This is a genomic window from Mycobacterium sp. E2733, assembly GCF_001667585.1.
GTDB lineage: Bacteria > Actinomycetota > Actinomycetes > Mycobacteriales > Mycobacteriaceae > Mycobacterium.
The window spans coordinates 1-26,115 of record NZ_LZJZ01000026.1 but is presented as its reverse complement, the minus strand read 5'-3'; the positions used below and the strand labels follow the sequence as shown (position 1 = coordinate 26,115).

At 69.5% G+C, this 26,115-nt stretch carries 11 protein-coding genes and 1 pseudogene; 2 read left to right on the top strand and 10 right to left on the bottom strand.

Annotation, left to right across the window (positions count from 1 at the left end):
• Positions 1 to 2: 2 nt before the first annotated feature.
• Together A5678_RS05835 and A5678_RS05830 are read right to left on the bottom strand one after the other, a co-directional pair.
• Positions 3 to 12,515, bottom strand: coding sequence for a type I polyketide synthase (locus A5678_RS05835; protein WP_068039804.1), 12,513 nt, complete (start codon positions 12,513 to 12,515; stop codon positions 3 to 5).
• Positions 12,516 to 12,852: 337 nt separating this feature from the next.
• Entirely contained in the window at positions 12,853 to 13,212 is a 360-nt protein-coding gene (locus A5678_RS05830) for a hypothetical protein (protein ID WP_082945410.1), read from the bottom strand.
• A 166-nt stretch (positions 13,213 to 13,378) separates the two neighbouring features.
• Between A5678_RS05830 and rbpA the strand changes: the two genes are divergently transcribed.
• The gene (gene rbpA, locus A5678_RS05825; RefSeq protein WP_067926986.1) at positions 13,379 to 13,714 is read left to right on the top strand and encodes an RNA polymerase-binding protein RbpA; all 336 of its coding nucleotides are present in this window, start codon (positions 13,379 to 13,381) and stop codon (positions 13,712 to 13,714) included.
• Between the two features lie 10 nt (positions 13,715 to 13,724).
• Here the strand turns inward: rbpA and lnt are convergent.
• From lnt to A5678_RS05805, 3 genes and pseudogenes are all read right to left on the bottom strand, one after another.
• A pseudogene (gene lnt / locus A5678_RS05815) lies at positions 13,725 to 16,537 on the bottom strand (apolipoprotein N-acyltransferase).
• Positions 16,530 to 18,143: an amidohydrolase gene (locus tag A5678_RS05810; protein WP_068039795.1), complete on the bottom strand. Its 1,614-nt coding sequence runs from the start codon at positions 18,141 to 18,143 to the stop codon at positions 16,530 to 16,532. The pseudogene lnt and the gene A5678_RS05810 overlap by 8 nt, the downstream one beginning before the upstream one ends.
• Positions 18,144 to 18,176: 33 nt before the next feature.
• A complete protein-coding gene (locus A5678_RS05805; protein ID WP_068039793.1) occupies positions 18,177 to 18,713 on the bottom strand; it encodes an FxsA family protein in 537 nt (178 codons plus the stop codon).
• Positions 18,714 to 18,786: 73 nt separating this feature from the next.
• Here A5678_RS05805 and A5678_RS05800 point away from each other — a divergent pair, with 73 nt between their 5' ends.
• Positions 18,787 to 19,494, top strand: a complete 708-nt coding sequence (locus A5678_RS05800; protein ID WP_068039791.1) for a dienelactone hydrolase family protein — start codon at positions 18,787 to 18,789, stop codon at positions 19,492 to 19,494.
• Between the two features lie 6 nt (positions 19,495 to 19,500).
• Here A5678_RS05800 and A5678_RS05795 read toward each other — a convergent pair whose 3' ends face one another.
• The 5 genes from A5678_RS05795 to A5678_RS05775 form a co-directional block, all read right to left on the bottom strand.
• Positions 19,501 to 20,355 (bottom strand): type 1 glutamine amidotransferase domain-containing protein, encoded by an 855-nt coding sequence (locus tag A5678_RS05795; protein ID WP_068039790.1) that lies wholly within the window; start codon positions 20,353 to 20,355, stop codon positions 19,501 to 19,503.
• Between the two features lie 6 nt (positions 20,356 to 20,361).
• Positions 20,362 to 20,748 (bottom strand): PPOX class F420-dependent oxidoreductase, encoded by a 387-nt coding sequence (locus A5678_RS05790; protein WP_068039787.1) that lies wholly within the window; start codon positions 20,746 to 20,748, stop codon positions 20,362 to 20,364.
• Positions 20,749 to 20,766: 18 nt separating this feature from the next.
• Positions 20,767 to 24,351: a cobaltochelatase subunit CobN gene (gene cobN, locus A5678_RS05785; RefSeq protein ID WP_068039785.1), complete on the bottom strand. Its 3,585-nt coding sequence runs from the start codon at positions 24,349 to 24,351 to the stop codon at positions 20,767 to 20,769.
• Positions 24,352 to 24,395: 44 nt separating this feature from the next.
• A complete protein-coding gene (locus A5678_RS05780) occupies positions 24,396 to 25,223 on the bottom strand; it encodes an SDR family oxidoreductase (protein WP_068039897.1) in 828 nt (275 codons plus the stop codon).
• A gap of 70 nt (positions 25,224 to 25,293) precedes the next feature.
• Positions 25,294 to 25,959: an alpha/beta hydrolase gene (locus A5678_RS05775; RefSeq protein WP_068039896.1), complete on the bottom strand. Its 666-nt coding sequence runs from the start codon at positions 25,957 to 25,959 to the stop codon at positions 25,294 to 25,296.
• Positions 25,960 to 26,115: the final 156 nt, after the last annotated feature.

Here is a 26,115-nt window from a genome sequence, read left to right as displayed (position 1 = left end):
GGCTACTCGTCGTCGTCCATCAACGCCGCGTTGACCAGGTCCTCGAGGTCCATGTCCGCGATGTCCTTCTCCGAGGTCACCGGGGTGGCCGGCGACTGTCCGTCGCCTCGACCGCCGTCGGCCTCATTCGCCAACGCGAGCAACAGCTCCAGCACGCCGGCCTGCCGCAGGCGCTTGACCGGGATCGATCCCACGGCGCGCTGGATTTCGGCTTCCCCGGGAGCGGCGGCAGGACTCTGTTGTTCGGCCGCACCGACGAGTTCTCGATGCATGTAACCGGCCAGCGCGGCGGAGTTGGGGTAGTCGAAGATCAGCGTGGGCGACAGGGCCAGTCCGGTGGCGGACTTGAGCCGGTTGCGCATCTCCACCGCGGTCAGCGAGTCGAAGCCCAGCTCCTGGAATGCGCGGTCCGGATCGATGGACTCGGGGCTAGAGTTGCCGAGCACGGTGGCGATGTTGGCACGCACCAAGTCCAGCAGAACCGCCTGTTGCTCGTCCTCGGGCAATCCTTCGAGGCGCTGCAGCAGGGCCGATTTCGACTTCGCCGCGGCCAGTGAGTCGTCGACCTGGCGGCGGGTCGGCGCGTTGATCAGATCGACGAACATCGGCGGCAGGGTGCCGCCGTCGAACTTGACCCGTAGGGCGGCGAGGTCGATGTGGGCGGGCAAGAGGAACGGCTCGTCGACGATGAGCGCGGTATCCATCAGTTCCAGCGCCTCGTCGGAGGACATCGCGACGATTCCGTCGCGGCCGAAGCGGGCACGATCGGCGGCACCGAGCGCTCCGGTCATCGCGCTGGTCTGATCCCAGAGACCCCAGGCCAGCGACATCGCCGGCAGCCCATGCGTGCGCCGGTGCACGGCCAACCCGTCCAGGAACGAGTTCGCCGCCGCGTAGTTGGCCTGGCCGGACGCGCCCGCCAGCCCGGCCATGGACGAAAACATCACGAACGCAGACACATCGAGATCGCGGGTCAGTTCGTGCAGGTTCCACGCGGCATCGACCTTGGCCCGCAACACCGCCTCCACCCGCTCGGGGGTGAGCGATGAGATCACCGCGTCGTCGAGTACGCCGGCCGCGTGGATCACTCCCGACAGCGGCCGCTGCACCGGGATGTCGGCGATCACCTTGGCCAGTGCCTCGCGGTCGGCAGCATCACAGGCCACCACTTGCACCTGCGCGCCGGCCGCGCTGAGTTCCGTAACCAGTTCGGCGGCCCCCGGCGCGTCGAGACCACGCCGGCTCACCAACACCAGGTTCCGCGCGTCGTGGCGCGTGACCACGTGACGGGCCAATGCCGAACCCGCCATCCCGGTGGCACCGGTGATCAATACCGTGCCCGCCGCCCAGGCGTCCGGCATGCTCATCACGACCTTGCCCACGTGGCGAGCCTGGCTCAAATAGCGCAACGCAGCCGGCGCGCGTCGCACGTCGAACCTGGTCACCGGCAACGGCCGCAGCACGTCGTCACCGAACAACGCGGCCAGCTCGTCGAGTATCTGAGCGATGCGGTCCGGCCCGGCCTCGAACAGATCGAAGGCGCGGTAGCGCACACCGGGGTGTGCCTGAGCCACCGCCTCGGGCTCGCGCATGTCGGTCTTGCCCATCTCCAGGAACACGCCGCCGGGGGCGACGAGTCGCAGGGAGGCGTCGACGAAGTCGCCCGACAGTGAGTCCAGCACCAGGTCCAGGCCACGCCCACCGGTGACGGCCCGGAACTTGTCCTCGAAGTCCAGGCTGCGCGAATCCGAGATGTGGTCCTCGTCAAAGCCCATGGCGCGCAGGGTGTCCCACTTGCCCCGGCTGGCGGTCGCGAAGACTTCCAGACCCAGGTGGCGGGCCAGCTGCACCGCGGCCATTCCCACCCCACCGGCGGCGGCGTGCACCAGCACCCGCTGGCCTCGCTTGGCGGCGGCCAGGTCCACCAGCGCGTAGAAGGCGGTGGCGAACACCACCGTGGTGGTGGCGGCCGAGGTGTGTGACCACCCGGCCGGCATCTTGGCGAGCAGGCGCTGGTCGGTCCTGCCGATCGTGCCAGTGCCATCGGGGAACAGGCCCATCACCCGGTCGCCGACCGCGAAACGTCCAGTGCCGGGCCCAGTTTCGATGACGACGCCGGATGCCTCGATGCCCATTACGGCGTCCGGGTCCGGATACAGCCCCAGCGCGATCATCACATCGCGGAAGTTGGCGGCCAGGGCCGACAGCGCAACCCGAACCTGTCCGGGTTCCAGCGGGGCGTCAGCATCCGGGATGCGTTCCAACCGCAGATTCTCGAACGTGCCGTAGCTGCTCATGCCGAGTCGCCACGGCCCATCGGCCGGGGGCACCAACAAGCCGCCGACGGCGCGGCTGCCGTGCACCCGGGCGGTGTACACCGCCCCGCCGCGCAGCAAAACCTGCGGCTCGCCGACCGCCAGGAGTGCGGCCACGGACTCGTCGTCCAACCGGGCATCGGTGTCGACGAGCACGATGCGGCCGGGATGCTCGGTTTGCGCCGAGCGCACCAGTCCCCACACCGCCGCGCCCGCAAGATCGGTGACGTCCTCCCCCGGCAACGCCATCGCGCCGCGGGTCGCCACGACCAGGGTGCCCGCGCCGTCGCGGGCCAGCCAGGACTGCAGCACGGGCAGGACCGCGCGCGCTGCCGCGTAGACCTCGGTCACGACATCGTCGGCTACCGGCGCCGATTCGAACACCACGGCCGACGGCTGCGTCTCTGTGTCGTCTGATTCCGTTGCGCCCCAGAGCGATACCGAGACGGGCTGCACCGACGTTGACCGCTGCGCCGACCAGATGACCGCGAAGAGCCGGTCCGGTCCCGAACTCGAAACCGCCGCCAGCAGCTGCTGGTCCGTCACCGGCCGGGCCACCATCGATGCCACCGAGAGCACCGGCAGTCCCAATCCGTCCGCAAGTTCGATCGACACCGCCGACTCACTCACCGGGACGATCCGTGCCCGCACCGCCGTCGCGCCCGCGGCGTGCAGCGAGACCTGCTGCCAGGAGAACGGCACCAACATCGAGCCTTCGGGGAGTTCGTCGCCATCGGACGCCAAGATCACCGCGTGCAGTGCCGCGTCGAGCATCACCGGGTGGACGCCGAACCCGGCCGCCGAAACCCCGCTATCTGCAGGCAGATTCACTTCCGCGAACACTTCGTCACCGCGACGCCACATCGAGGTCAGGCCGCGGAACGCGGGGCCGTAGCCGTATCCGCGCTCGGCCAGGCGCTCGTAGCCGTCGCCGACGTCGACCGCGGTGGCACCCATCGGTGGCCACACCGACAGGTCCGTGCTCGGCTGCACTTCGCCTGCACGCAGCACACCCTCGGCGTGCAACGACCAGCCCGAACCGGCGTCGGCGCGCGAAAAGACCGACACGGCACGGGCACCCGATTCGTCAGCGCCGCCGACGACGACCTGCACCGCGACCGATCCGGAGCCCGGCAACACCAGCGGCGCCGCCAGATTCAGCTCATCGACAACGCCGCAGCCCACCTCGTCGCCGGCGCGGATCGCGAGCTCGACGAATCCCGCGCCGGGGAACAGCACCACCCCACCCACGGCGTGATCGGCCAACCAGCTCTGCGTACTGGGCGACAGCCGGCCCGTCAGCACCACCCCGCCGGACGCCGGCAGTTCCACCACCGCACCGAGCAAGGCGTGCTCGCCGGGCGCGAGCCCCAGACCCGCGGCGTCGACCGTCGCTCCGTCGCCGGAGAGCCAGAACCGACGGCGCTCGAACGCATAGGTAGGCAGCTCCACGAAATTGGCTTTCCCGATGGCGCGGCGCCAGTCCACGTCCATCCCCGCGACGAATCCCTGCGCGACGGCATTGGTCAGGGTCACCGGCTCCGGGCGGTCCTTGCGCAGCGCCGACATAGTGATCACCGGAGCGTCGGGAAGCGATTCTTCGATCGATGCCGTCAGCCCACTGCTGGGGCCGACCTCGAGGAAGCGGTCTGCGCCGGCCGAATGAACGAAGCGCACGCTGTCGGCGAACCGCACGGCTTCGCGAATGTGCCGTTTCCAATAGGCGGCCGAAGCGAAGTCGTCGGCCGCGAGCTGCCCGGTCAGGTTCGACACGATCGGGATCGTCGGACTGCCGATGGCGAGTCCGGCCGCGACCGTGCCGAATTCGTCGACCATCGGATCCATCAACGGCGAGTGGAACGCGTGGGACACCGCCAACTGGTGGACGCGCCGCCCGTCGGCGCGGAGTTGGCCCGCGATAGCGGACACCTTGTCCTCGGCGCCCGAAATGACCACCGACGTCGGCCCGTTGACGGCGGCGATGCCGACCCCGGGCACTAGCAGCGGTCGCACCTCCTGCTCGGTGGCCTGCACGGCGAACATCGCCCCACCCTCAGGCAGGGCCTGCATGAAGCGGCCGCGGGCGGCGACCAGTACCGCCGCGTTCTCCAGCGACAAGACGCCGCCGACGTGCGCGGCCGACAGCTCACCGATCGAATGGCCCAGCACGAAGTCGGGATGGATGCCCCAGGACTCGAGCAACCGGAACAGGGCGACTTCCACCGCGAACAACGCTGGCTGGGCGAACTCGGTGGTGTTCAAAAGGTTTTCGTCGCGGCCCCACATGACTTCGCGCAACGGCCGCAGCAGATGCCGGTCCAGTTCGGCCACAACGGTGTTGAACGCCTCGGCGAACACCGGGTAGGCGGCGTGCAAACCCATGCCCATGCCGAGTGTCTGGGCGCCCTGGCCGGGGAAGACGAAGACGGTCTTGCCGCCGGGCGTGACCGTGCCCTGGACGACCGATCCGAGTTCACCGGCGGCCAACTCATCGAGGCCGGCCAGCAACCGCTCGCGATCACCACCGACAACGACGGCACGATGCTCGAAGTTCGACCGCCCCGCCAACGACCACGCCACATCACCGGCGTCGAGGTCACCGCGCTGGCGTACGTGCTCGGCCAGCCGGGTGGCCTGGGAGCCCAACGCCGACAACGACTTTGCGGACACCACCCACGGAACGACCGGCGCCGTGGCGCGATCCACAACCGGCGCGGCGCCGACGGGTGCGGACTCGATGATCACGTGCGCGTTGGTGCCGCTGATGCCGAATGACGACACGCCGGCCCGGCGGGGACGGTTCGCCGTCCAGGGCTGTGGCTCGGTGAGCAGCGCCACCGATCCCATCGACCAGTCGACATGCGGGCTGGGTTCGTCGACGTGCAGCGTCGCCGGCAGCAGGTCATGGCGCATCGCCAGCACCATCTTGATTACGCCGGCCACGCCGGCGGCGGCCTGCGTGTGTCCCATGTTCGACTTGATCGATCCCAGCAGCAGGGGTTTTCCGGGCTCCGCCCTATCTTGCCCGTAGGTGGCCAGCAGTGCTTGGGCCTCAATGGGATCGCCCAACGTGGTTCCCGTGCCGTGGCCTTCGACCACGTCGACCTCGGCCGCGGACAATCCGGCATTGGCCAGCGCGGCGCGCACCACCCGCTGCTGGGACGGACCGTTGGGCGCGGTCAAGCCGTTGGAGGCGCCGTCCTGATTGATCGCCGAACCTCGCACCACCGCCAGCACGGGGTGACCCAGCCGCTCCGCATCCGACAAGCGCTCCAGGACGAGCATGCCGCCGCCTTCGGAGAACCCGGTGCCGTCGGCGGCGCCCGCGTAGGCCTTGCACCGGCCATCCGCGGACAGCCCGCGCATGCGGCTGAACTCCACGAAGATGTCGGGTGTGGCGTTGACGGTGACGCCGCCGGCCAGCGCCAGGTCGCACTCGCCCGAGCGCAGCGACTGCGCCGCCATGTGCATCGCCACCAACGACGACGAACACGCCGTGTCCACCGACACCGCCGGCCCCTCCAAGCCCAGCACGTACGACACCCGGCCCGACGCGACGCTCGACGACTGCCCGGTCAGGCGGAAGCCCTCCGCGGCCGGGGCGGCGCCCATGCCGTAGCCCTGCGTGTAGACCCCGGCGAACATGCCGGTCGCACTGCCCCGCAATACGCCGGGCTCAATTCCGGCTCGCTCCAAGGCTTCCCACGACAGCTCGAGGAACATCCGCTGCTGCGGATCCATGGCCAGCGCCTCGCTCGGCGCGATGCCGAAGAAGGCGGGGTCGAATTCCGCGACGCCGTCCACGAAGCCGCCGGTGCGGGTGTAGCAGGTGCCCGGAACGTCGGGGTCCGGGCTGTAGATGCCGGCCAGATCCCAGCCGCGGTCGGTGGGGAACTCCGAGAGCACGTCGCGGCGCTCGATGAGCATCTGCCACAGGTCGTCCGGTGTATTCACCCCGCCCGGATACCGGCATGACATGCCGACGATCACGATCGGGTCGTCGCCAGCGGCGCGAACGACCGGGGCGGGCGTGATTTCTTGTGGCACTCCGGCGAGTTCGCTGCGGATGTAGCCCGCCAGCCCGTTCGGGGTCGGGTAGTCGAAGATCAGGGTGGGTGAAAGCGCCAGTCCGGTGGCCGTTTTCAGCCGGTTACGCATTTCGACCGCGGTCAGCGAGTCGAAGCCCAAATCCTGGAACGCCTTGTCCGGGTCGATCGCCTCGGGCGTGGTGTTACCCAACACCGTGGCGATGTGCGAGCGGACCAAGTCCAGCAGCACGGCGTGCTGTTCCGGTTCGGGCAACCCGTGCAGACGGTGCGCCAGAGCGGATTTCGACTTCGCGGCCGCCAGCGAGTCGTCGACCTGGCGCCGCGCGGGGGCGTTGAGCAGGTCGGCGAACAAGGGGGGCACCGCGGTTGCGTGGGCGCGCAGCGCGTTAAGGTCGATGCGGGCGGGCGCCATGAACGGCTCGTCGACAATCAGCGCGGTGTCGAACAACTCCATCGCCTCGTCCGAAGACAGCGCCAGAATCCCGTCGCGACCGAGGCGGGCGAGGTCGGCGGCGTCCAGCCCACCGGTCATGGCGCTGGCCTGGTCCCACAGCCCCCATCCCAGTGAGATCGCGGGCAACCCGACGGCGCGCCGATGCGCGGCCAACCCGTCCAGGAAGGAGTTGGCCGCCGCGTAGTTGCCCTGCCCCGACGACCCGACCAGGCCGGCCATCGACGAAAACATGACGAACACCGACAGGTCGAGATCGCGGGTGAGCTCGTGCAGGTTCCAGGCCGCATCCACCTTGGCGCGCAACACCGCATCGACTCGCTCCGGAGTCAGCGACGTGACGACCGCGTCGTCGAGCACACCGGCGGCGTGGATCACACCGGTCAGTGGATGGCTCGCCGGAATGTCGGCGATCGCCGCGGCCAGCGCCTCCCGGTCGGCCGCGTCGCACACGACCGCGCGCGCAACCGCCCCGGCTTCCTCCAATTCGGCGATCAACTCGGCGGAGCCCGGCGCCTCGGGACCGCTGCGGCTCAGCAACACGACGTTGCGCACGCCGTGTTGAGTGACCAGGTGGCGGGCCAGCGTCGAACCTGCCATTCCGGTTCCACCGGTGATCAGCACGGTGCCGGCCGCCCAGGCGTCCGGCACCGTCATGACGACCTTGCCGACGTGGCGGGCCTGGCTCAGGTACCGCAACGCCGCGCGGGCGCGCCGGATGTCGAAAGTGGTCACCGGCAGCGGGCGCAGCACACCCGCGTCGAAAAGCCCGGCCAACTCGATCATCCACTGGTGCATCCGCGGACGGCCGGGCTCGAAGAGGTCGAAGGCGCGGTAGCGCACGCTCGGATATTCCTGGGCGATCACGCCGGGATCGCGAATGTCGGTCTTGCCCATCTCCAAGAACACGCCGCCGGGGGCAACCAGCCGCAGGGAGGCATCGACGAAGTCGCCGGCCAGTGAATCCAGCACCACATCAAAACCGCGGCCACCGGTCACCGCCCGGAACTTGTCCTCGAATTCCAGGCTGCGGGAATCCGAGATGTGGTCGTCGTCGAAGCCCATGGCCCGCAACGTGTCCCACTTACCCCGGCTCGCCGTCGCGAATATCTCGAGACCCAGGTACCGGCCCAACTGGACCGCGGCCATGCCGACACCGCCGGCGGCCGCATGCACCAATACCCGCTGGCCCGGCTTGACATCGGCCAGGTGCACAAAGGCCATGTACGCGGTGGTGAAGACGGCCGAGATGGCGGCGGCCTCGGCGTATGACCAATCCGGCGGCATCGGCTGCAGCAGGCGGACGTCACCGGCGACCAGCGTGCCGCTTCCATCGGGGAAGAACCCGTAAACCGAGTCGCCGACGGCAAAATCGGTGACACCTGGGCCGACCTCGACCACCACGCCCGCGCCTTCGCCGCCGAGCAGGGCGTCGTGGGTGAACATACCCAGGGTGATCATGATGTCGCGGAAGTTGGCGGCGATGGCGCGCAGCGCCACCCGAACCTGACCTGGCTCCAACGGTGCGTCGGCGTTGGGAACCGGCTCCAGTCGCAGGTTTTCGAACGTCCCGGCGCTGCTGATGCCCAGGCGCCAGGGTCCGTCACCCGGAGGCGCCAAGAGGTCGTCGACTGCGCGGCTGGGCCGCACTCGCGCCGTATAGACCTGGCCGTTGCGCAGCAAAATCTGCGGCTCCCCGGCCGCGAGTACCGATGCGACGGCCGGTTCATCCAGTGGCACATCGGAATCCACCAGAACAATCCGACCGGGATGCTCCGTTTGCGCCGAGCGCACCAGTCCCCAGACCGCCGCGCCGGGCAGATCGGTGACGTCCTCCCCCGCCAATCCCACGGCGCCGCGAGTCGCCACGACCAACACACCGGCGTCGCGCTCGGTCAACCACGACTGCACGGCAGTCAGCACCTGGTGGGTGCGCGCATAGGTTGCGGTAACCGGATCCTGTTCGGTCACAACCGATTCCAAGACCTCGTACGACGGAGCCGGGTTGGCCGTGGTCGCCACCGTTGCGGGCGACCATGCCAATTCGAACAGTCGCTCGGGACCCGAGCTCGACAGTGCCGCGCGCAGTTGCCGCTCATTCACGGGACGGGCGACCATCGCGCCCACGGACAGCACCGGCAAGCCCAGCCCGTCGGCGAGCTCGATCGAGATCGTGGCGCCCCCAGCGCGTTGTGCGCCCTGGTTGGTCGGCGCGATCCGGGCGCGGACCGCGGTCGCACCCGCGGCGTGCAACGAGACGTCCTGCCACGAGAACGGCAACATCACTTCGACGGGATGGCCCGCCGCCTGCTGGGCCATGACGACGGCGTGCATCGCCGCGTCGAGCAACGCCGGGTGCACCTCGAACCCGCTGACACCTCCCGCCGCGTCCGGCAGCCGCACCTCGGCGAACACCTCGTCGCCGCGGGTCCACGTCGCGGTCAGACCGCGGAACGCCGGGCCGTATTCGTATCCGTGCGCTGCCAGCCGGTCGTAGCCATCGGCCACGTCCACCGCGACCGCGCCCGCGGGCGGCCACGCCGACAGATCGGCGCTGGGCTCAATCGACCGGGAGCTCAAGACTCCCTCCGCGTGACATACCCATCCCGAACCGGCGTCGGCGCGGGAAAACACCGAGACGGCGCGCCGGCCCGATTCGTCGCTGGGACCGACAACCACCTGCACGGCAACCGAACTGGACGCAGGCAGCATCAGGGGCGCCTGCAGCGTCAGTTCGTCGACCACCGAACAGCCGACTTCGTCGCCGGCACGGATCGCCAGCTCGACGAACCCCGCGCCCGGGAACACCGCGGCACCGGAGACCGCGTGGTCGGCCAGCCACCCCTGCAGGCTGGGCGACAGACGACCGGTCAGCAGCACCCCGTCCGAGGCCGGCAGCTCGACGACCGCGGTGAGCAATGCGTGCTCGCTGGTCCCGAGTCCCAGGCCCGCGGCGTCGGCTCCGATGCCCTCGCCGGACAGCCAAAACCTGCGCCGGTCAAAGGCGTACGTCGGCAGCTCCACGAAGCCCGCTCCGGCCACCACACCACGCCAGTTCACGTTCACACCGGCCACGAACGCAGCGGCGGCCGATGTGAGGAACCGGTCGAGGCCGCCGTCATCTCGGCCCAGAGTGGGAACCACGATGGCCGCAGAGTCACCGGCCGCGTTTTTCAGGCAGTCGTTCACGGTGTCTTCGATGCCCGCGATCAGCGCGGGGTGCGGGCTGGATTCGATGAACGTGCGGTACCCGTGCTCGCATGCGGCGCGCACCGCCTGGTCGAACTGCACGGTCTGCCGGATGTTGCGATACCAGTACGCGGCGTCCAAACCGGCGGTGTCCAAACGGCTTCCGGTCACCGTAGAGAAGAAGGCAATGCGTGAGGAACTCGGCTCGATGCCGGCCAGCGCCTCGGTCAGCTCATCGCGAATGGCCTCCACCTCGACCGAGTGCGACGCATAATCCACGTCGATCCGGCGGGTGCGCAGCTCCAGATCGGCGCAGAACCCGACGAGTTCGTCGAGCGCGGCCACTTCGCCCGATACCACCACCGCAGAGCGGCCGTTGACTGCCGCGATGCTGACGCGACTTCCGTAGGGCGCCAATAATTCCCGTGCGCGTTCGGTGCTGCATGCGATGGAGAGCATGCCGCCGGAATGGGCCAGCGCCCGCAGCAACTTGCTGCGCAGCGTGACCACCCGAGCGGCATCGCGCAGCGACAGCGCGCCGGCGACGTACGCCGCGGCGATCTCCCCCTGCGAATGGCCGATCACCGCGTCTGGGTTGACGCCGATCGATTTCCACAGTTCGGCCAGCGACACCATCATCGCGAACAACACCGGCTGCACCACGTCCACGCGATCCATACCCGGAGCACCCGGGGCGCCACGCAGGACGTCGATCAGCGACCAGTCGACGAATTCCGCGAACGCCTCCGCGCACGCGTCCATCTGCTGCGCGAATACCGGTGCGGTTTCCAGCAATTCGATGCCCATGCCCAGCCACTGGGAACCCTGGCCGGGGAACACGAAGACGCTTTTGCCCGCCGGCACCGCGCTGCCCTGGATGACCGAACCGGTCGGGTCGTCACCGGCCAACTCGTCCAGCCCGGCCAGCAACCGATCCCGGTCGCCACCGACGGCGACGGCCCGATGCTCGAAGGTCGCGCGGCCCGCCAGCGTCCAGGCCACGTCGGCGACATCCAGATCGCCATGACCGCGCACGTGTCCGGCCAACCGCGCCGCCTGAGACCTCAACGCCGGCAACGACTTTGCCGACACCACCCACGGCACCGCCACGGGCTGCGGGCGGTCCGCCGGAGGCTCGGGCGCCGGGGCCGCCTCGACGATCACGTGTGCGTTGGTGCCGCTGATCCCGAACGACGACACGCCGGCGCGTTGCACGCGGGGGCCCGCCGGCCAGGGCTGCGCCTCGGTGAGCAACGACACCGATCCCGCCGACCAATCGACATGCGGGCTGGGCACGTCCACATGCAGTGTCGCCGGCAACATCTCGTGGCGCATGGCCTGCACCATCTTGATCACGCCGGCCACGCCGGCGGCGGCCTGGGTGTGGCCCATGTTCGACTTGATCGATCCCAGCCACAGCGGCTCGGGCCGGTCCTGGCCGTACGTCGCAAGCAGCGCCTGGGCCTCGATGGGGTCGCCCAGCGTGGTGCCCGTACCGTGGCCTTCCACCACATCCACGTCCGCCGGCGACAGCCCGGCGTTGGCCAGCGCCGCGCGCACCACCCGCTGCTGCGACGGGCCATTGGGCGCGGTCAGCCCGTTCGATGCACCGTCCTGATTGACCGCCGAGCCGCGCACCAGCGCCAGCACCGGATGGCCCAACCGCCGCGCATCCGAGAGCCGCTCGACGACGAGCATCGCGCCGCCCTCCGACCAGCCGACGCCGTCGGCGGCCCCGGCGTAAGCCTTGGACCGGCCGTCGGGCGCCAGCCCCCGGTGGCGGCTGAATTCGACGAAGACCGTCGGGGTGGCGTTGACGGTCGCGCCGCCGGCCAGCGCCAGATCGCACTCGCCCGAACGCAACGACTGCACCGCCATGTGCAAGGCCACCAACGACGACGAACACGCCGTGTCCACCGACACCGCCGGGCCCTCCAGCCCTAAAACGTATGACACCCGACCGGAGGCGACGCTGGAGGTCATGCCGGTCAGGCGGTAGCCCTCGATCTCCTCGGCGAGCATGCCGTAGCCCTGGACGATGAGGCCCGCGAACACACCGGTCGCGGTGCCCCGCAGCCCGCTGGGGTCGATCCCGCCCCGTTCCAACGCCTCCCACGACAGTTCCAGCAGCATCCGGTGTTGCGGGTCCATCGCGAGCGCCTCGCTCGGAGCGATGCCGAAGAAGGCCGGATCGAAGTCGGCGACGCCATCCACGAAGCCGCCGGTCCGCGCGTAGGTCTTGTGGCGGGCGTCGGGATCCGGGTCATACAGGGACGCCAGGTCCCACCCGCGATCGTTGGGGAACTCCGTGATCACGTCGCGGCCGTCGGCCACCATCTGCCACAGGTCTTCTGGTGTTTCGACTCCGCCGGGGAAGCGGCAGGACATACCGACGATCGCGATCGGCTCGCTCGACCGCTCCAGCAGCGCACGGTTGGTGCGTTTCAGGCGCTCGACCTGGACCAGCGCTTTGCGCAGCGCCTCGGTCGCATGCTGGAGTTGATCCACCATCACTACCTCTCGCCTAACTTGGCCGTCAGCTGCCCCGATGCGACTCTCGCGGAGTCACGGAAATTGCCGCACGATGCGATGCCGTGGCGCTCTCCGGCCCAAGAATGTCGCTGGTGAGTATGGCCAACTCTGACGGTATTTCAAAACGTCCGATGCTCCCGGCTGCTACCGGAGAACCGGCTTCGGCGTGAGGCACGCCTTGTCCAAGCGGATCCGGAACGCGCCGTTGCGCCCGCGGGTGTCGGGACGTCTCGCGACCCCGGTACGCCGGGATACAACTGACGCGCCGTCCATGGCGCGACTGTACCCGGCTATGCATCGACAGTGGTCAGGACGGTCAGACGCCGACCCGGCGCCAGCCGTCGGCTGCCCTGGCGGCCCGGATCAGCAGGTCGCACAATTCGCGCAGTTCGGTCGCCTGCGCTCCTTCTTCGAGGGCGGTGGCGACATCCTCCGCCGCGCACCGCACCTGGTAGACCCGGTCGGACAGGTCGGCGGCGTCGTCCGCGGACAGGACCACCGCGTCGGGGGGCAGGGCGAGCGAGGCTCCGGCGCCGCCCCGGGTCAGCGAGGCGCGTTGTTCGTAGGCCCGCTGCCGGCACGATTGCCGGCAGTATTGGCGGCGGCGCCCCATAGCGGCGTCGGACACGTCTCGACCGCACCAACGACACGGCTGCGGGCGGGAACGGCGGGTCACGCCTGCCGACTTTAGTCGGGATCGCCCGGCGATCCCGGTATCATTGAAGGTCGCGTCGCGTGCGCCGGCCACCGGCCGGGGAACTACGCAGACCGCGGCAACGTTTGCTAAGCGGACAGAATTGCACCACAGCCCGAAAGTTCGAAGGACCTAGAGGAGTAGCAACATGGCTGATCGCGTCCTTAGAGGCAGCCGCCTCGGAGCCGTGAGCTACGAGACCGACCGCAACCACGACCTTGCACCACGCCAGCTCGCGAAGTACCGCACCGAGAACGGCGAGGAGTTCGAGGTCCCGTTCGCCGACGACGCTGAGATCCCCGGCACCTGGCTGTGCCGCAACGGTTTGGAAGGCACCTTGATCGAGGGCGACCTGCCGGAGCCGAAGAAGGTGAAGCCGCCCCGCACGCACTGGGACATGTTGCTGGAACGGCGCAGCGTCGAGGAGCTCGAAGAGCTGCTCAAGGAACGGCTCGAAATCATCCGGTCACGCCGCCGCGGCTGACCCGCAAACTTCAGCTGCGGTTGTCGGCGCGCTGGGCGCCGGCGCGGGTCTTGCGGCCCTCGATGCCCCAGCGGGTGACCTTCATCAGTGCCTCGCGGATGTTCGATCCGCTCATCTTGGAGACGCCGAGTTCACGCTCCGTGAAGGTGATCGGCACCTCGACGATGACGAAGCCGTTGCACACGGTGCGCCAGGTCAGGTCGATCTGGAAGCAATAGCCCTTGGAATCCACCGCCTCGAGACCGATCGCCTCGAGCACTTCGCGGCGGTAGGCGCGGTAGCCGGCCGTGATGTCATGGACGCCGATTCCCAGCGCGAGCCGTGCGTAGGTGTTGGCCGTCCACGACAGCGCCCAGCGCCGCCACGGCCAATTTCGCACCGACCCGCCCTCGACGTAGCGGGATCCGATGGCCAGGTCGGCTCCGGCGTCGACCGCGTCCAGCAGACGGTGGAGCTGCTCGGGGGCGTGGCTGCCGTCGGCATCCATTTCCACCAGCACTGAGTAGTCGCGGCTCAGACCCCAGGCGAAGCCCGCCAGGTACGCCGCGCCCAGGCCGTCCTTGGCGGTGCGGTGCATCACGTGGGTGCGGCCGGCATCGGCGGCCGCCAGTTCCTCGGCGAGCTCGCCGGTGCCGTCTGGGCTGCTGTCGTCGACGATGAGCAGGTGTACGTGCGGGCATGCGTCCTTCAGCCGCCGGTGGATCACCGGCAGGTTCTCCCGCTCGTTGTAGGTGGGGATGATCACCAGGACGCGCTCGCTGGGACGATTTCCCGGGTCCCGGGGCGCCGGCTGGCCGGTGGTCATGTAGCTCCTCTGTGTCGCCCGATGTTTCGCGACGGTCGTCGGCCGCCCTCGTGGAGCGGAGTGTAGTCACCGTCGTCCTCCGGCTGCGCCTGGTCCCCGCCCTCCTCGGGCGGGGTTTCTCCCGTGGGCGTGCCGGCGTTTGGGGATTCGTCCGGGGCGTCGGACCTCCGACGAATCGGACGCGGGAACCATCCATTGTGCCGTATCCCGGCCAGAACGGCCGCTCCGGCCGCCGCGACCAGGAGCCATTGCAGCATGGGACCCCAGCGGGTCGCCGGCGTCAGTTTCGTCTTCAGGCGCACCTGGATGTCCAGGTAATCGGGCTGGAAGAAGTCGGTGCGCACCAGCTCGGCGCCGTCCGGCGCGATCACCGCGCTGATCCCGGTGGTGCCGGCGACCACCACGTAGCGGTCGTGCTCGACGGCCCGCACCTTGGCGAATCCCAGCTGCTGTTCGCTCATCGTCTTGTTGAAGGTGGCGTTGTTGCTCGGCACGGCAAGCAACTGGGCACCGTTGAGGACCGCCTTGCGCGGGACGCGGTCGAAGATCACTTCCCAGCAGGTGGCCACCCCGACCGGCACCCCGGCGATGTGCACGACGTCTCGGCCGGGCCGGGGCACCATGTTCCCGGCGCGGTCGGCGTACGAGGAGAGATGGCTGAACAGCCACGGCATCGGCAGGTATTCGCCGAAGGGCTGCACGATTTCCTTGTCGTGCCGGTCGGCCGGTCCGGTGGACGGGTTCCACACGATCATGGTGTTGGTGTACTGGGGGTTCTCCGGCGGGCTGCCGGGCAGTTCCGACACGGTGCCGATCAGGATCGGCGCGCCGATCGCGGTCGCGGCCTGCGATATCTCCAGCGCGGCGTCGACGTTGGCCAGCGGGTCGATGTCCGAGGAGTCCTCCGGCCAGATGACGAATTGAGGTTGCGGCGCGTGTCCCGCTCGCACGTCCTCTGCCAGCCGCAGCGTCTCGCGGACGTGGTTATCGAGCACGGCGCGGCGTTGCGCATTGAAGTCGAGACCGAGCCGCGGCACGTTCCCTTGCACCACCGCGACAGTGACCGAAGGCTCGCCGCCTGACCCCGTTCCGGCGTGGCGCACCTGCGGCCAGACGACGACGGCAGCGAACAGCACGAGGCAGATGCAGACGCCCGGCAGCACCACCGCGGGTGGTTCGGCATCGGCTTTCGCCCGTTCGTCGCCGCCGTGTGCCCGCTCACCGGCGTGCCACCACTTCATGATCTCCAGCTCGATGGCGGTCGCGCTGAACCCAACCAGCACGATCGCCATCGAGAGCAATGCGGCGCCCCCGAGCTGGGCCAACGGCAGGAACGGGCCCTGCGCCTGGCCGAAGGCCACCGACCCCCATGGGAAGCCGCCGAACGGGACCATCGATTTCAGCCACTCCTGGGCCGCCCACACCAGCGCGAACCACACCGGCCAGCCCGGCAGCGGCCGCACCAGCACAGCGCATAGGCCGAAGAGGGCGGGAAACAGCGCACACGTCGTCGCCAGCACCATCCAGGGCACTGCGCCGACGAGCATGCTGATCCAGGGCAGCAGCGGCAGATAGAACGCCAACCCGAAGAGGAAGCCGTAGCCCAAACCACCCGTCGGCGTCGTGGCCGGATGCTTGAGCACCCAGCCCAGCAGCGCGGCCGCGACCACGGCGCCCCACCACCAGTTCAACGACGGGAAGCTGGTGAAGAGCAGGACCCCGCCCGCCACGGCGCAAGCCAGGCGGGTCAGCCGTGGCCGCAGTGCCGCCCAGACGGCGGGCAGCCGCGCGAGCACCCCCGCGCCCACCCCGCGGGCCCCGGCCCGGATGCGGTCCGTCAGCGGCGGCCCGCTGCGTTCCGGGGAGTCGACGTCGTCTGCGGGCTTGTCATCGCGCTCCGGTTCGACTTCGTCGCTTCCCGGGTCGCTATTCGGGCGCGCCGCGAGGTCGTCCTCCACCGGGTCTAGCCCGTCGGCTCCGTCGGGGCGGTCCTTGCGGTCGGACCATTCCTCAGCCATGGATGACAGCGCCCCGATGCACCGTTCGCCGGCACCGCGGCAACGCGTCGTTCGGGCCCAAGCGCGGCAGGGCCGGGACCCGGGCGCGGGGGTCGGTCGACCAGCGCTGAACGGCCTCGCGAGGCGCGTGGACGTCCAGGGGCCCGGTGTCCCATACGGCATAGGAGGCCGGCGCACCGGGCACCAGGGTTCCCGTCTTGCCGTCGTGGATACCGGCGGCCCGCCAGCCGCCACGGGTTGCGGCGGCGAACGCGGCGCGCCCGGAGACCGCGCTGCTTGGGGTTCGATGGTTGACCGCCGCGCGCACGCTCGCCCACGGGTCGAGGCCCGTTACCGGTGCGTCGGAACCTAGCGCGAGGGGCACGCCTTGGGATGCTAACAGCGCAAACGGATTGAGCCGACTGCCTCGTTGGGCGCCAAGGCGCCGCACGTACATGCCGTCGGCGCCACCCCACAGCGCGTCGAAGTTGGGCTGCACGCTGGCGATAACGCCCCAGTGACCCAGCTGGGCAGCCTGCTCGGCGGTGACCATTTCCACGTGCTCGAGGCGGTGCCCGCAGCGTGCGACGGCGACGACCCCGAGTTGCGCGACGACCCGCTCGAGGGCAGTGACCACCGCGGAGACGGCGGCGTCGCCGATGACATGGAAGCCCGCGGTCACCTCCGCCTCGGTGCACGCCCGCACGTGCGCCTCGATGGCGCCGGGGTCGAGGTAGCAGGTGCCAAGCCGGTCCTCGGCGTCGGCGTATGGCGCGTGCAGCCAGGCGGTGCGCGACCCGACCGCGCCGTCGACGAAGAGATCGCCGGCCAGCCCGCGGGCGCCGGTCTCCTCGATGAGCGCGCGGGCCCGTGCGGGGGTGGTCACCGCCTCGCCCCAGTAGCCGGTCACCTCGACGCCTCGAACATCCTCGCCGAGGGACCGCAGCTGCAGCCAGTCGTCCAGCCCCCCGATCTCTGGCCCGGCGCATTCGTGCACCGCGACGATGCCGGCCGCGGCGGCGGCCCGCAGTGCGGCCAGGCGGGCCTCGGCCAGCTGCTCGGGCGTCAACAGGTCGCGGGCGGCCGCACGGACCAGGTGGTGAGCGTCGCCGGTGAGCGGCCGGTCGGGGGTGAAGCCGACCGCCGCCGGTAGGTCCGTGACCAGCCGGCGCAACCCCGTAGAGGCGAGCGCCGAGTGCACGTCGACCCGCGAAAGGTAGGCGGGGCGGTCACCGAGGACGGCATCGAGGTCGGCGGTGGTCGGCGGGCTGTTGTCGGGCCATGACGACTCGTCCCAGCCATGCCCCCACACCGGCAGGCCCCGGTGGGCGTCCGCATAGTCGGCGACCATCTGCACGCACTGCGCGCGCGAGCTCGCCGCTCGTAGATCGAGCCCGCTGAGCGTCAGGCCGGTCGCGGTCAGATGGATGTGGCTGTCCACGAACCCGGGCGCCACGAAACCGCCGTCCAAGTCTTCGACGTCCGCGCCCGGAAAGGAGCTACGGCCGACGTCATCGCTGCCCAGCCACGCAACCATGCCGCCCCGCACCGCCATCGCGGTGGCGTCGGGATGGGTCGGGCTGTGCACCCGGCCGTTGACCAGCAGCGTGGTGGGCACGTCGCTCACAGGGCAAAACTACGTGTGGTGGCGGGCCGGTGGTTAGTCCCAGGTGGGCCGCCCCGGGAATCCGCCCCGCACCGGCTCGTTCGGTAGGGCGGGCGGCCTGACGTCGTGGACGTCCACGACCTCGCCGTCGATGTAGTCGTTTCCCGCAGCGCCGCTGCCTTGCGGCACGCCCGCGCCGAACAACGCCGTGTCGGCGAGCAGCGGCATCCGCCGCCGCAGGCCACGCATAGCGATCGCGGCCAAACCGGGGCCGACGGCCGAGCGGACGGGCCGCACCAGCAGCAAGAGCCCCATCACCGTGGTGACCGGCCCGGGTATCAGGACCAGCAGGGCGCCCAGCGTGACCAACGCCCCATCCCGGACCGCCGCGCGCGTCTCGGCGAGGCCGGACCGCAGGTGCCCGATCTGGCGGAGCAGGTGCGAGCCCGTCATCGGCACCAACAGCACCCAGCCGAGCAAGAAGCTGCCCACCAACGCCAGCAGCGTCCAGCCCCACCCGATCGTCGAAACCAGGGCGATGATCGCCGCCAGCTCGACGGCGGCGTAGACGAAAAACAGCCGTGACAGCATGTCCAGCCAACGTCCACCACCCGCGTCGAAGTTCCCATGGTGGTGTCGTGGCCGATTGCAGTTAGATGACGCTATGACCACGATTGAGATCGACACCCCCGACGGCCCGATCGACGCACTGCTGGACCTTCCCCCCGGTCAGGGCCCGTGGCCCGGAGTGGTCGTGATTCACGACGCATTCGGATACGGCAGAGACAAAGAGTCGACCAACAAGCGAATCGCGCAGGCAGGCTACGTGGCGATCACGCCGAACATGTACGCGCGGGGCGGCCGCCTCCGCTGCATCACCCGGGTGATGAAGGAGCTGCAGACGCAGCGCGGCCGCGCCCTCGACGACATCCTCGCGGCCCGCGATCACGTGAAAGCCTTGCCCGAATGTTCCGGACAGGTCGGCGTCGCGGGTTTCTGCATGGGCGGCCAGTTCGCATTGGTGATGTCGCCCAAGGGTTTCGGTGCCTCCGCGCCGTTCTACGGCGCTCCCCTGCCACGCAGCCTCGACAAGACGCTCGATGGGGCGTGTCCCATTGTGGCCAGCTTCGGCGCCCGCGACCCACTGGGACGGGGCGCGCCCGAAAAGCTGCGCGAGACCATCGCCAACAAGAACATCACCGCCGATGTGAAAGTCTATCCCGGCGTTGGGCACAGCTTCGCCAACGAGCTGCCCGCCCAGCCGCTGCTGCGGATCACCGGTTTCGGCTACGACAAGGCCGCCACCGAGGACGCCTGGCGCCGGGTGTTCGCGTTCTTCGGCGAACATTTGAAGTCCGGTGCGACGACGTAGTTTGCGTCACGCCAACTTTCGCGACAAGACCGTCGCGAACGTGTGCGTATCTCCCGGCCAGCGCGCCGACACGTAGCCGCCGTCGTCGACGACGAACGCGGGCCGCGAGTCGGTCGCGGTGTCGCGTGACATCCCGGAGGATTTGCGCCGCCAGCTCGGCGTACCACGCACGACATCGCGGAAGTCCATCGGATTTTCCAGTGCGCGAGTCACTTCCGACTGCACCGACATGTAGCCTTCCGCCTGACCGGGCTGCTCGGTGTAGGTGCGGTAATAGTTCCGATCCCAGAATCGGGTGAACCGCGTCAATCGCCACGCCAGGCCCTCCATGGCCCACGTCAACGCCGTGGTCTTGTGTCCATAGAGCACCGAACGACCCGTCGCGGGATCGACGCTGCGCGCGGCGAGCAGCACGCCGTGACAGATGGCGGCCACGATGACCCCGCGCCTGAAGGCTTCGACGACGAGCCGGTGCAGGATGTCGCTGTCGATGTAGCTGCGCATGCCACGGGCGCGATGCCCGCCGGGCAGCAGCAGCGCGTCGACTCCGTCGAGGCCGGCTTGCGCCCATGCGATCGGTTGTTGAAACTCGTTTGAGGCCAACATCTCTCGATACGCGCTACGCCCATCCCTGTTCGCCCGCAGCATCAGCCCGATCACCGGGACGGCGCCCAGCACCGGCAGGGCGGACCACACGTCCAGTCCGCGGCCGGTCACCATGATGTCGTCCGCCGAACCGGGCGACCCGCTCTCGGTGGCGAACACCACCCGATGGCCGTTGCGGGTCAGGACGCGCCAGCTGACGGCGACCTCGGTCGGGTCGAAGTCGCGGTCCGGGATCGGGACGAGAACGGTGCCCATGCGGCCCTAGGCCTGTGCCACCCTGAGCTCGAGACCGACATTGTTCTCCATGCCGCCGCGCAGCTTGCTGAAGAGATTGAACACCTTGCCCGCGATACCGTAACGCTTTCCGATCGCGTCGTAGACCGCCGCGGTTTGCGACTTGTCCAGGATCGCGGCGGTGCCTTCGACGGCCGCGCTCGTCGGGCGGCCCTGCATGGTGCAGGTGGCAAGGGAGACCCGCGGGGTGTTACGAATGCGCTTGACCTTCCACGACTTTTCCTGGGTGATGACCAGGAGCCGGTCTTGGTCGGCGGCCGCCCAGATCGGAGTTGGCTTGGGCTTGCCGTCTTTGGTGAAGGTAGTCAGCAGGATGTATTGCGCCTTGGCGAGATCGGCGAAGGTGGGCGTCACGGTAACAACCTACGCCGATCACCCCTCCAGGTCGCCCTCGGTTTCCAGCAGCGCCTGCCGCAGGCCGTCGAGGGTCTCCGGTTGGGGCTGTTCCCACATGCCGCGGCCGGCGGCCTCCAGGAGGCGTTCGGCCATGCCGTGCAGCGCCCACGGGTTGGACTCGGCCATGAACTTCCGGTTCTCGGGGTCCAGTACGTAGCTCTCGGTGAGCCGCTCGTACATCCAGTCGGCCATCACCCCGGCGGTGGCGTCGTAACCGAACAGGTAGTCAACGGTCGCCGCCATTTCGAACGCGCCCTTGTAACCGTGCCGGCGCATCGCCGCCATCCAGCGCGGATTGACGACGCGGGCGCGGAATACTCGGGCGGTCTCCTCGGACAGCGTGCGGGTGCGGATCCCGTCGGGTCTGGTGTTGTCGCCGATGTAGGCGGCGGGTGCCTGGCCGGTCAGCGCCCGGACCGTGGCCACCATGCCGCCGTGGTACTGGAAGTAGTCGTCGGAGTCAGCGATGTCGTGTTCGCGGGTGTCGGTGTTCTTGGCGGCCACGGCGATGCGGCGGTATTGGCGGTTCATGTCGTCGACCGCCTCGCGGCCGTCCAGGTCGCGGCCATAAGCGAACCCTCCCCACGCGGTGTACACCTGCGCCAGGTCGGCGTCGTCGCGCCAGTTGCGGCTGTCGATCAGCTGCAGCAGCCCGGCCCCGTAGGTGCCCGGCTTGGATCCGAAAATTCTTGTGGTGGAACGTCGCTGATCGCCATGCTGGGCAAGGTCGGCCTGCGCGTGTGCGCGCACGTAGTTGTCGTCGGCGGGCTCGTCGAGGCCGGCGACCAGCCGCACCGCGTCGTCGAGCATCGTCACCACGTGCGGGAAGGCGTCCCGGAAGAACCCCGAGATCCGCACCGTCACGTCGATGCGCGGGCGCCCCAGCTCGACCACCGGGATCGGTGTGAGGTCGACGACGCGCCGCGACGCGTCGTCCCAGACCGGCCGGACACCCAGCAGGGCAAGCACTTCGGCGATGTCGTCGCCGGCGGTGCGCATCGCCGAGGTGCCCCACACCGACAGCCCCACCGATTGCGGCCACCCCCCGTGGTCGTTGCGGTAGCGGCTCAGCAGCGAATCCGCCAGGGCCACACCGGCTTCCCAGGCCAGCCGGGACGGCACCGCCTTGGGATCCACGGAGTAGAAGTTGCGGCCGGTGGGCAGCACATTCACCAGGCCGCGCAGCGGTGAGCCGGAGGGGCCGGCCGGGATGAACCGGCCGTCCAGCGCGTTGAGCACCTGCTCGATCTCGGCGGCGGTGCCGGCGAGCCGGGGCACCACCTCGGTGGCCGCGAACCGTAGCACCCCAGCCACCTCGACGTTATCGGTAATGCGTTCGGCGGCGTCGGGATCCCACCCGCTGGCCTGCAGCGCGGCGACGAGTTCGCGCGCCGCGGCTTCGGCCTGGTCGACCGACACCCGTTCGTCGGTGCCGTCCTCCGCCAGGCCCAGCGCCTCCCGCAACCCGGGGAGCGTCTGCTCGCCGCCGAACAGTTGGCGCGCCCGCAGGATCGCCAGCACGAGGTCGAGTTCGACTTCCCCGGAAGGCTTTTGGCCCAGGATGTGCAGGCCGTCGCGGATCTGGACGTCCTTGATCTCGCAGAGCCAGCCGTCGACATGCAGCAGCATGTCGTCGAACGAGTCCTCCGGCGGGCGCTCGGTCAGCCCGAGGTCGTGGTCCATCTTGGCGGCCCGGATCAGCGTCCAGATCTGCTGGCGGATGGCGGGCAGCTTGCCCGGATCCAGCGCGGCGACGTTGGCGTGCTCGTCGAGCAACTGCTCCAGCCGGGCGATGTCGCCGTAGGTCTCGGCGCGCGCCATCGGCGGGATGAGGTGGTCGACGAGCACCGCATGCGCGCGCCGCTTGGCCTGGGTGCCCTCGCCGGGGTCGTTGACCAGGAAGGGGTAGATCAGCGGCAGGTTGCCCAGCGCGGCGTCGGATCCGCAGGCCGCCGACATGCCAAGCGTCTTGCCGGGCAGCCACTCCAGGTTGCCGTGCTTGCCCAGGTGCACCACGGCGTGCGAGCCGAATCCGGCGTCCAGCCAGTGATAGGCCGCCAGATAGTGGTGGCTGGGCGGTAGGTCCGGGTCGTGGTAGATCGCCACCGGGTTCTCCCCGAAGCCGCGGGGCGGCTGCACCATCAGCACCAGGTTGCCCGCTTGCATTGCGGCGATGACGATTTCACCGTCGGGGTCTCGCGTGCGATCCACGAAGAGGTCGCCGGGCGGCGGGCCCCAGTGCTGGGTCACCGCGTCCGTCAGCTCGGTGGGCAGGATGGTGAACCAGTCGCGATAATCCTTGGCGGACACCCGAATCGGGTTGCCCGCCAGTTGCCCCTCGGTGAGCCAGTCGGGGTCCTGGCCGCCGCGCTCGATCAAGGCGTGGATCAGGGCGTCCCCGTCGTCCGCGTCGACACCGGGCAACTCGCCCACCTGGTACCCGCGCTCGCGCATCGCCCGCAGCAGCGCGACCGCGCTGGCCGGCGTGTCCAGGCCCACCGCGTTGCCGATCCGGGCGTGCTTGGTCGGGTAGGCCGAAAACACCAGGGCCACCCGCTTGTCGGCCGGCGCGACGTGGCGCAGCTGCGCGTGCCGGACCGCCAGGCCCGCGACCCGCGCGCATCGCTCCGGGTCGGCGACGTAGGAGATCAGCCCGTCGTCGTCGATCTCCTTGAAGGAGAACGGGACGGTGATGATGCGGCCGTCGAACTCGGGCACCGCCACCTGGGTGGCGACGTCGAGCGGGCTGATCCCGTCGTCGTTCTCGCTCCACTGCGCCCGGGAGCTCGTCAGACACAATCCCTGCAGGATCGGAATGCCCAGGACCGCAAGGTGTTCGACGTTCCAGCTGTCGTCATCGCCGCCGGCGGAAACCGTGGCCGGCTTCAGTCCCCCGGCGGCCAGAACGGTGACCACCATGGCATCGGCGTCGCCCAGCCGTTGCAGCAGTTCCGGTTCGGCGGTCCGCAGGGACGCACAGTAGACCGGCATCGGCCGCCCGCCGGCGTCCTCAATCGCCCGGCACAGCGCCTCGACGTAGCCGGTATTGCCGGCCAGTTGCTGCGCGCGGTAGTACAACACGGCGATCGTGGGACCTTCGGCGTCGCCGGTAGGCCGCTCCAGCTCGCCCCAGGTCGGCGTCACGACCGGCGGACTGAACCCGAAGCCGGTCATCAGGACGGTGTCGGACAGGAACGCGTGCAGCTGGCGCAGGTTGTCCACGCCGCCGTGGGCCAGGTAGATGTGCGCCTGCACCGCGATCCCGGCGGCGAGGGTGGACAGGCCGGTCAACTCGGCGTCGGCGGCCTGTTCGCCGCTGACCAACACCGTGGGCACCCCGCTGGCGATGACCGCGTCGATGCCGCTCTGCCAGGCGCGGTAGCCGCCGAGAATGCGGACCACCGCGATCGAAGCGTCCTCCAATAGCGAGGCCAGCAGGTCCGGCAACTCGCTTTCATCCAGACGTGAGGGGTTGGCCCACCGATAATTTTTCCCGCTGGAGCGGGCGCTGATCAGGTCCGTGTCGGACGTCGACAGCAGCAGGATGGTTGGCTCAGCCACCCATCATTCGTACCGCACGGACGCGTCACGCCGCTCGACGGCGTCTACCGCGACGGCTTTTGGAAGCGCGCGGTCATCGGCATCATCAGCCGCTGATAGCCCGCCGGGAAAGTACGGACGATGGCGCTGAACGCCCTGGCATCCGGGCCCACCACCACGCGCGCCTTGTTCCGGCGCACCCCGTTCAGGATGATCCGCGCGGCGCGCTCGGCGCTGGTGATCGCGACCTTCTCGAAGACCCGGATCGCGGCTTCCTGGTCCAGGCCTTCCACTGATTCGGCGTGGCGCGCGATCGGCGTCTTCACATAGCCGGGGTGCACGCAGGTCACCCCCACCGGATGGCCGGCCAGAATCATCTCCTGCCGCAGCGCCTCGGTGAATCCGCGCACGGCGAACTTGGCCGAGTTGTAGGCGGCCTGGCCCGGGACGCCGAAGAAGCCGAACATGCTCGACATGTTGACGACATGGCCGTCACCGGACGCGATGAGGTGCGGGAGGAACGCCTTCGTGCCGTGGACCACTCCCCAGAAGTCGACGTCCATCACCCGCTCGATGTCCTTGAATTGGCTGGCCTCGACGTCGCCGAGAAAGGCGATCCCGGCGATGTTGTAGATCTGGTTGACCATCCCGAAGTGGTCCCTGACGGTATCGGCGTAGCCCACGAACGCCGCCCGGTCGGTGACGTCGAGGCGGTCGGAGCGCACGGGCGCACCGACCTGCCTGATCAGGTCCTTGGTCCGCGCGAGGCCCTCCATGTCGACGTCGCTGATCGCCAGCCTCGCATCCGAATGAGCCAGCTCGACGGCGAGCGCGCGGCCAATTCCCGAACCGGCGCCGGTCACGGCGGCGACCTTTCCCGCGAACCCGTGCACGGTTGCCTCCTCGCGCCGCTCGCCCCTGCTGCATTCTGACACCAACCCGCACGGTTTCCGAGCGCGATGGTCAGCGGCCGACGACGGCCGCGATCCGGGCGGCGACCTCCCTCGCAACCCGCAGCGACTCGCCGCTCTTCCCCGGCTCGTAGCGATCCGCGACGGCGTCGTAGTCCGCGCCGGCGATGGACCCGTGGTCGGCCGCCAGCTCCACCAACTCGACGGGCCAGCCGACCCGTTGAAGGCTTTGGGCGAAATCTCTGCTGGCCGTCACGGGGACCACGTCGTCGGCCAGGCCGTGCAGCAGCGTGAACGGCGTGCCGACACCGCCGGCCGACAGCTCATCGGTCACGCGTCGACCGAAGATCGGATCGGGGACCATGAAGGCGCCCGCCAGGCACACGGTGTGCGCCAATTGCCCGTCGCCGCTCAGCGTCAGGGCCGCCGCGGCGACGCCTCCCATCGACCACCCGACTAGGACGATGTTGTCGCGGTCGTCGGCGAAGTTTCGGGTGAAGTCGAGCGATCGCAACAGGTCCCCGCGCCCGCCGTCGTCGGCGTGAGAATTCCAATCCGGCGCCACCACCGCCGCCCCGCGCTCGGCGAGCATGCCGGCGAGGGGACCGAAGGCAGCGCGGGCATCGGTCTGCATGCCGTGCCACAGCAAGACGGTGGGCCGGGTCGAGTCACCGTAGACATCCGCAAACCGTCCCGGGGCGTACTCCACTATCTGCACGGGCACGAGGGTGCCCCGGTCGGTGAGGCTTCAATCCCGAACGTGCACTCAGGGCGGCAAATCTGCCGAAATCTCGCCGTGAGTGCACGTTCGGCGCCAGACCGGGACGCCCTCGGTACCGTGGACGGGTGGCCAGGACGCGCGACACTGACGCCT

Coding starts and splice junctions, on each gene's coding strand:
- A5678_RS05835 (WP_068039804.1), bottom strand. CDS start 12,515: ATGGTGGATCAACTCCAGCATGCGACCGAGGCGCTGCGCAAAGCGCTG.
- rbpA (WP_067926986.1), top strand. CDS start 13,379: ATGGCTGATCGCGTCCTTAGAGGCAGCCGCCTCGGAGCCGTGAGCTAC.
- A5678_RS05805 (WP_068039793.1), bottom strand. CDS start 18,713: ATGCTGTCACGGCTGTTTTTCGTCTACGCCGCCGTCGAGCTGGCGGCG.
- A5678_RS05800 (WP_068039791.1), top strand. CDS start 18,787: ATGACCACGATTGAGATCGACACCCCCGACGGCCCGATCGACGCACTG.
- A5678_RS05795 (WP_068039790.1), bottom strand. CDS start 20,355: ATGGGCACCGTTCTCGTCCCGATCCCGGACCGCGACTTCGACCCGACC.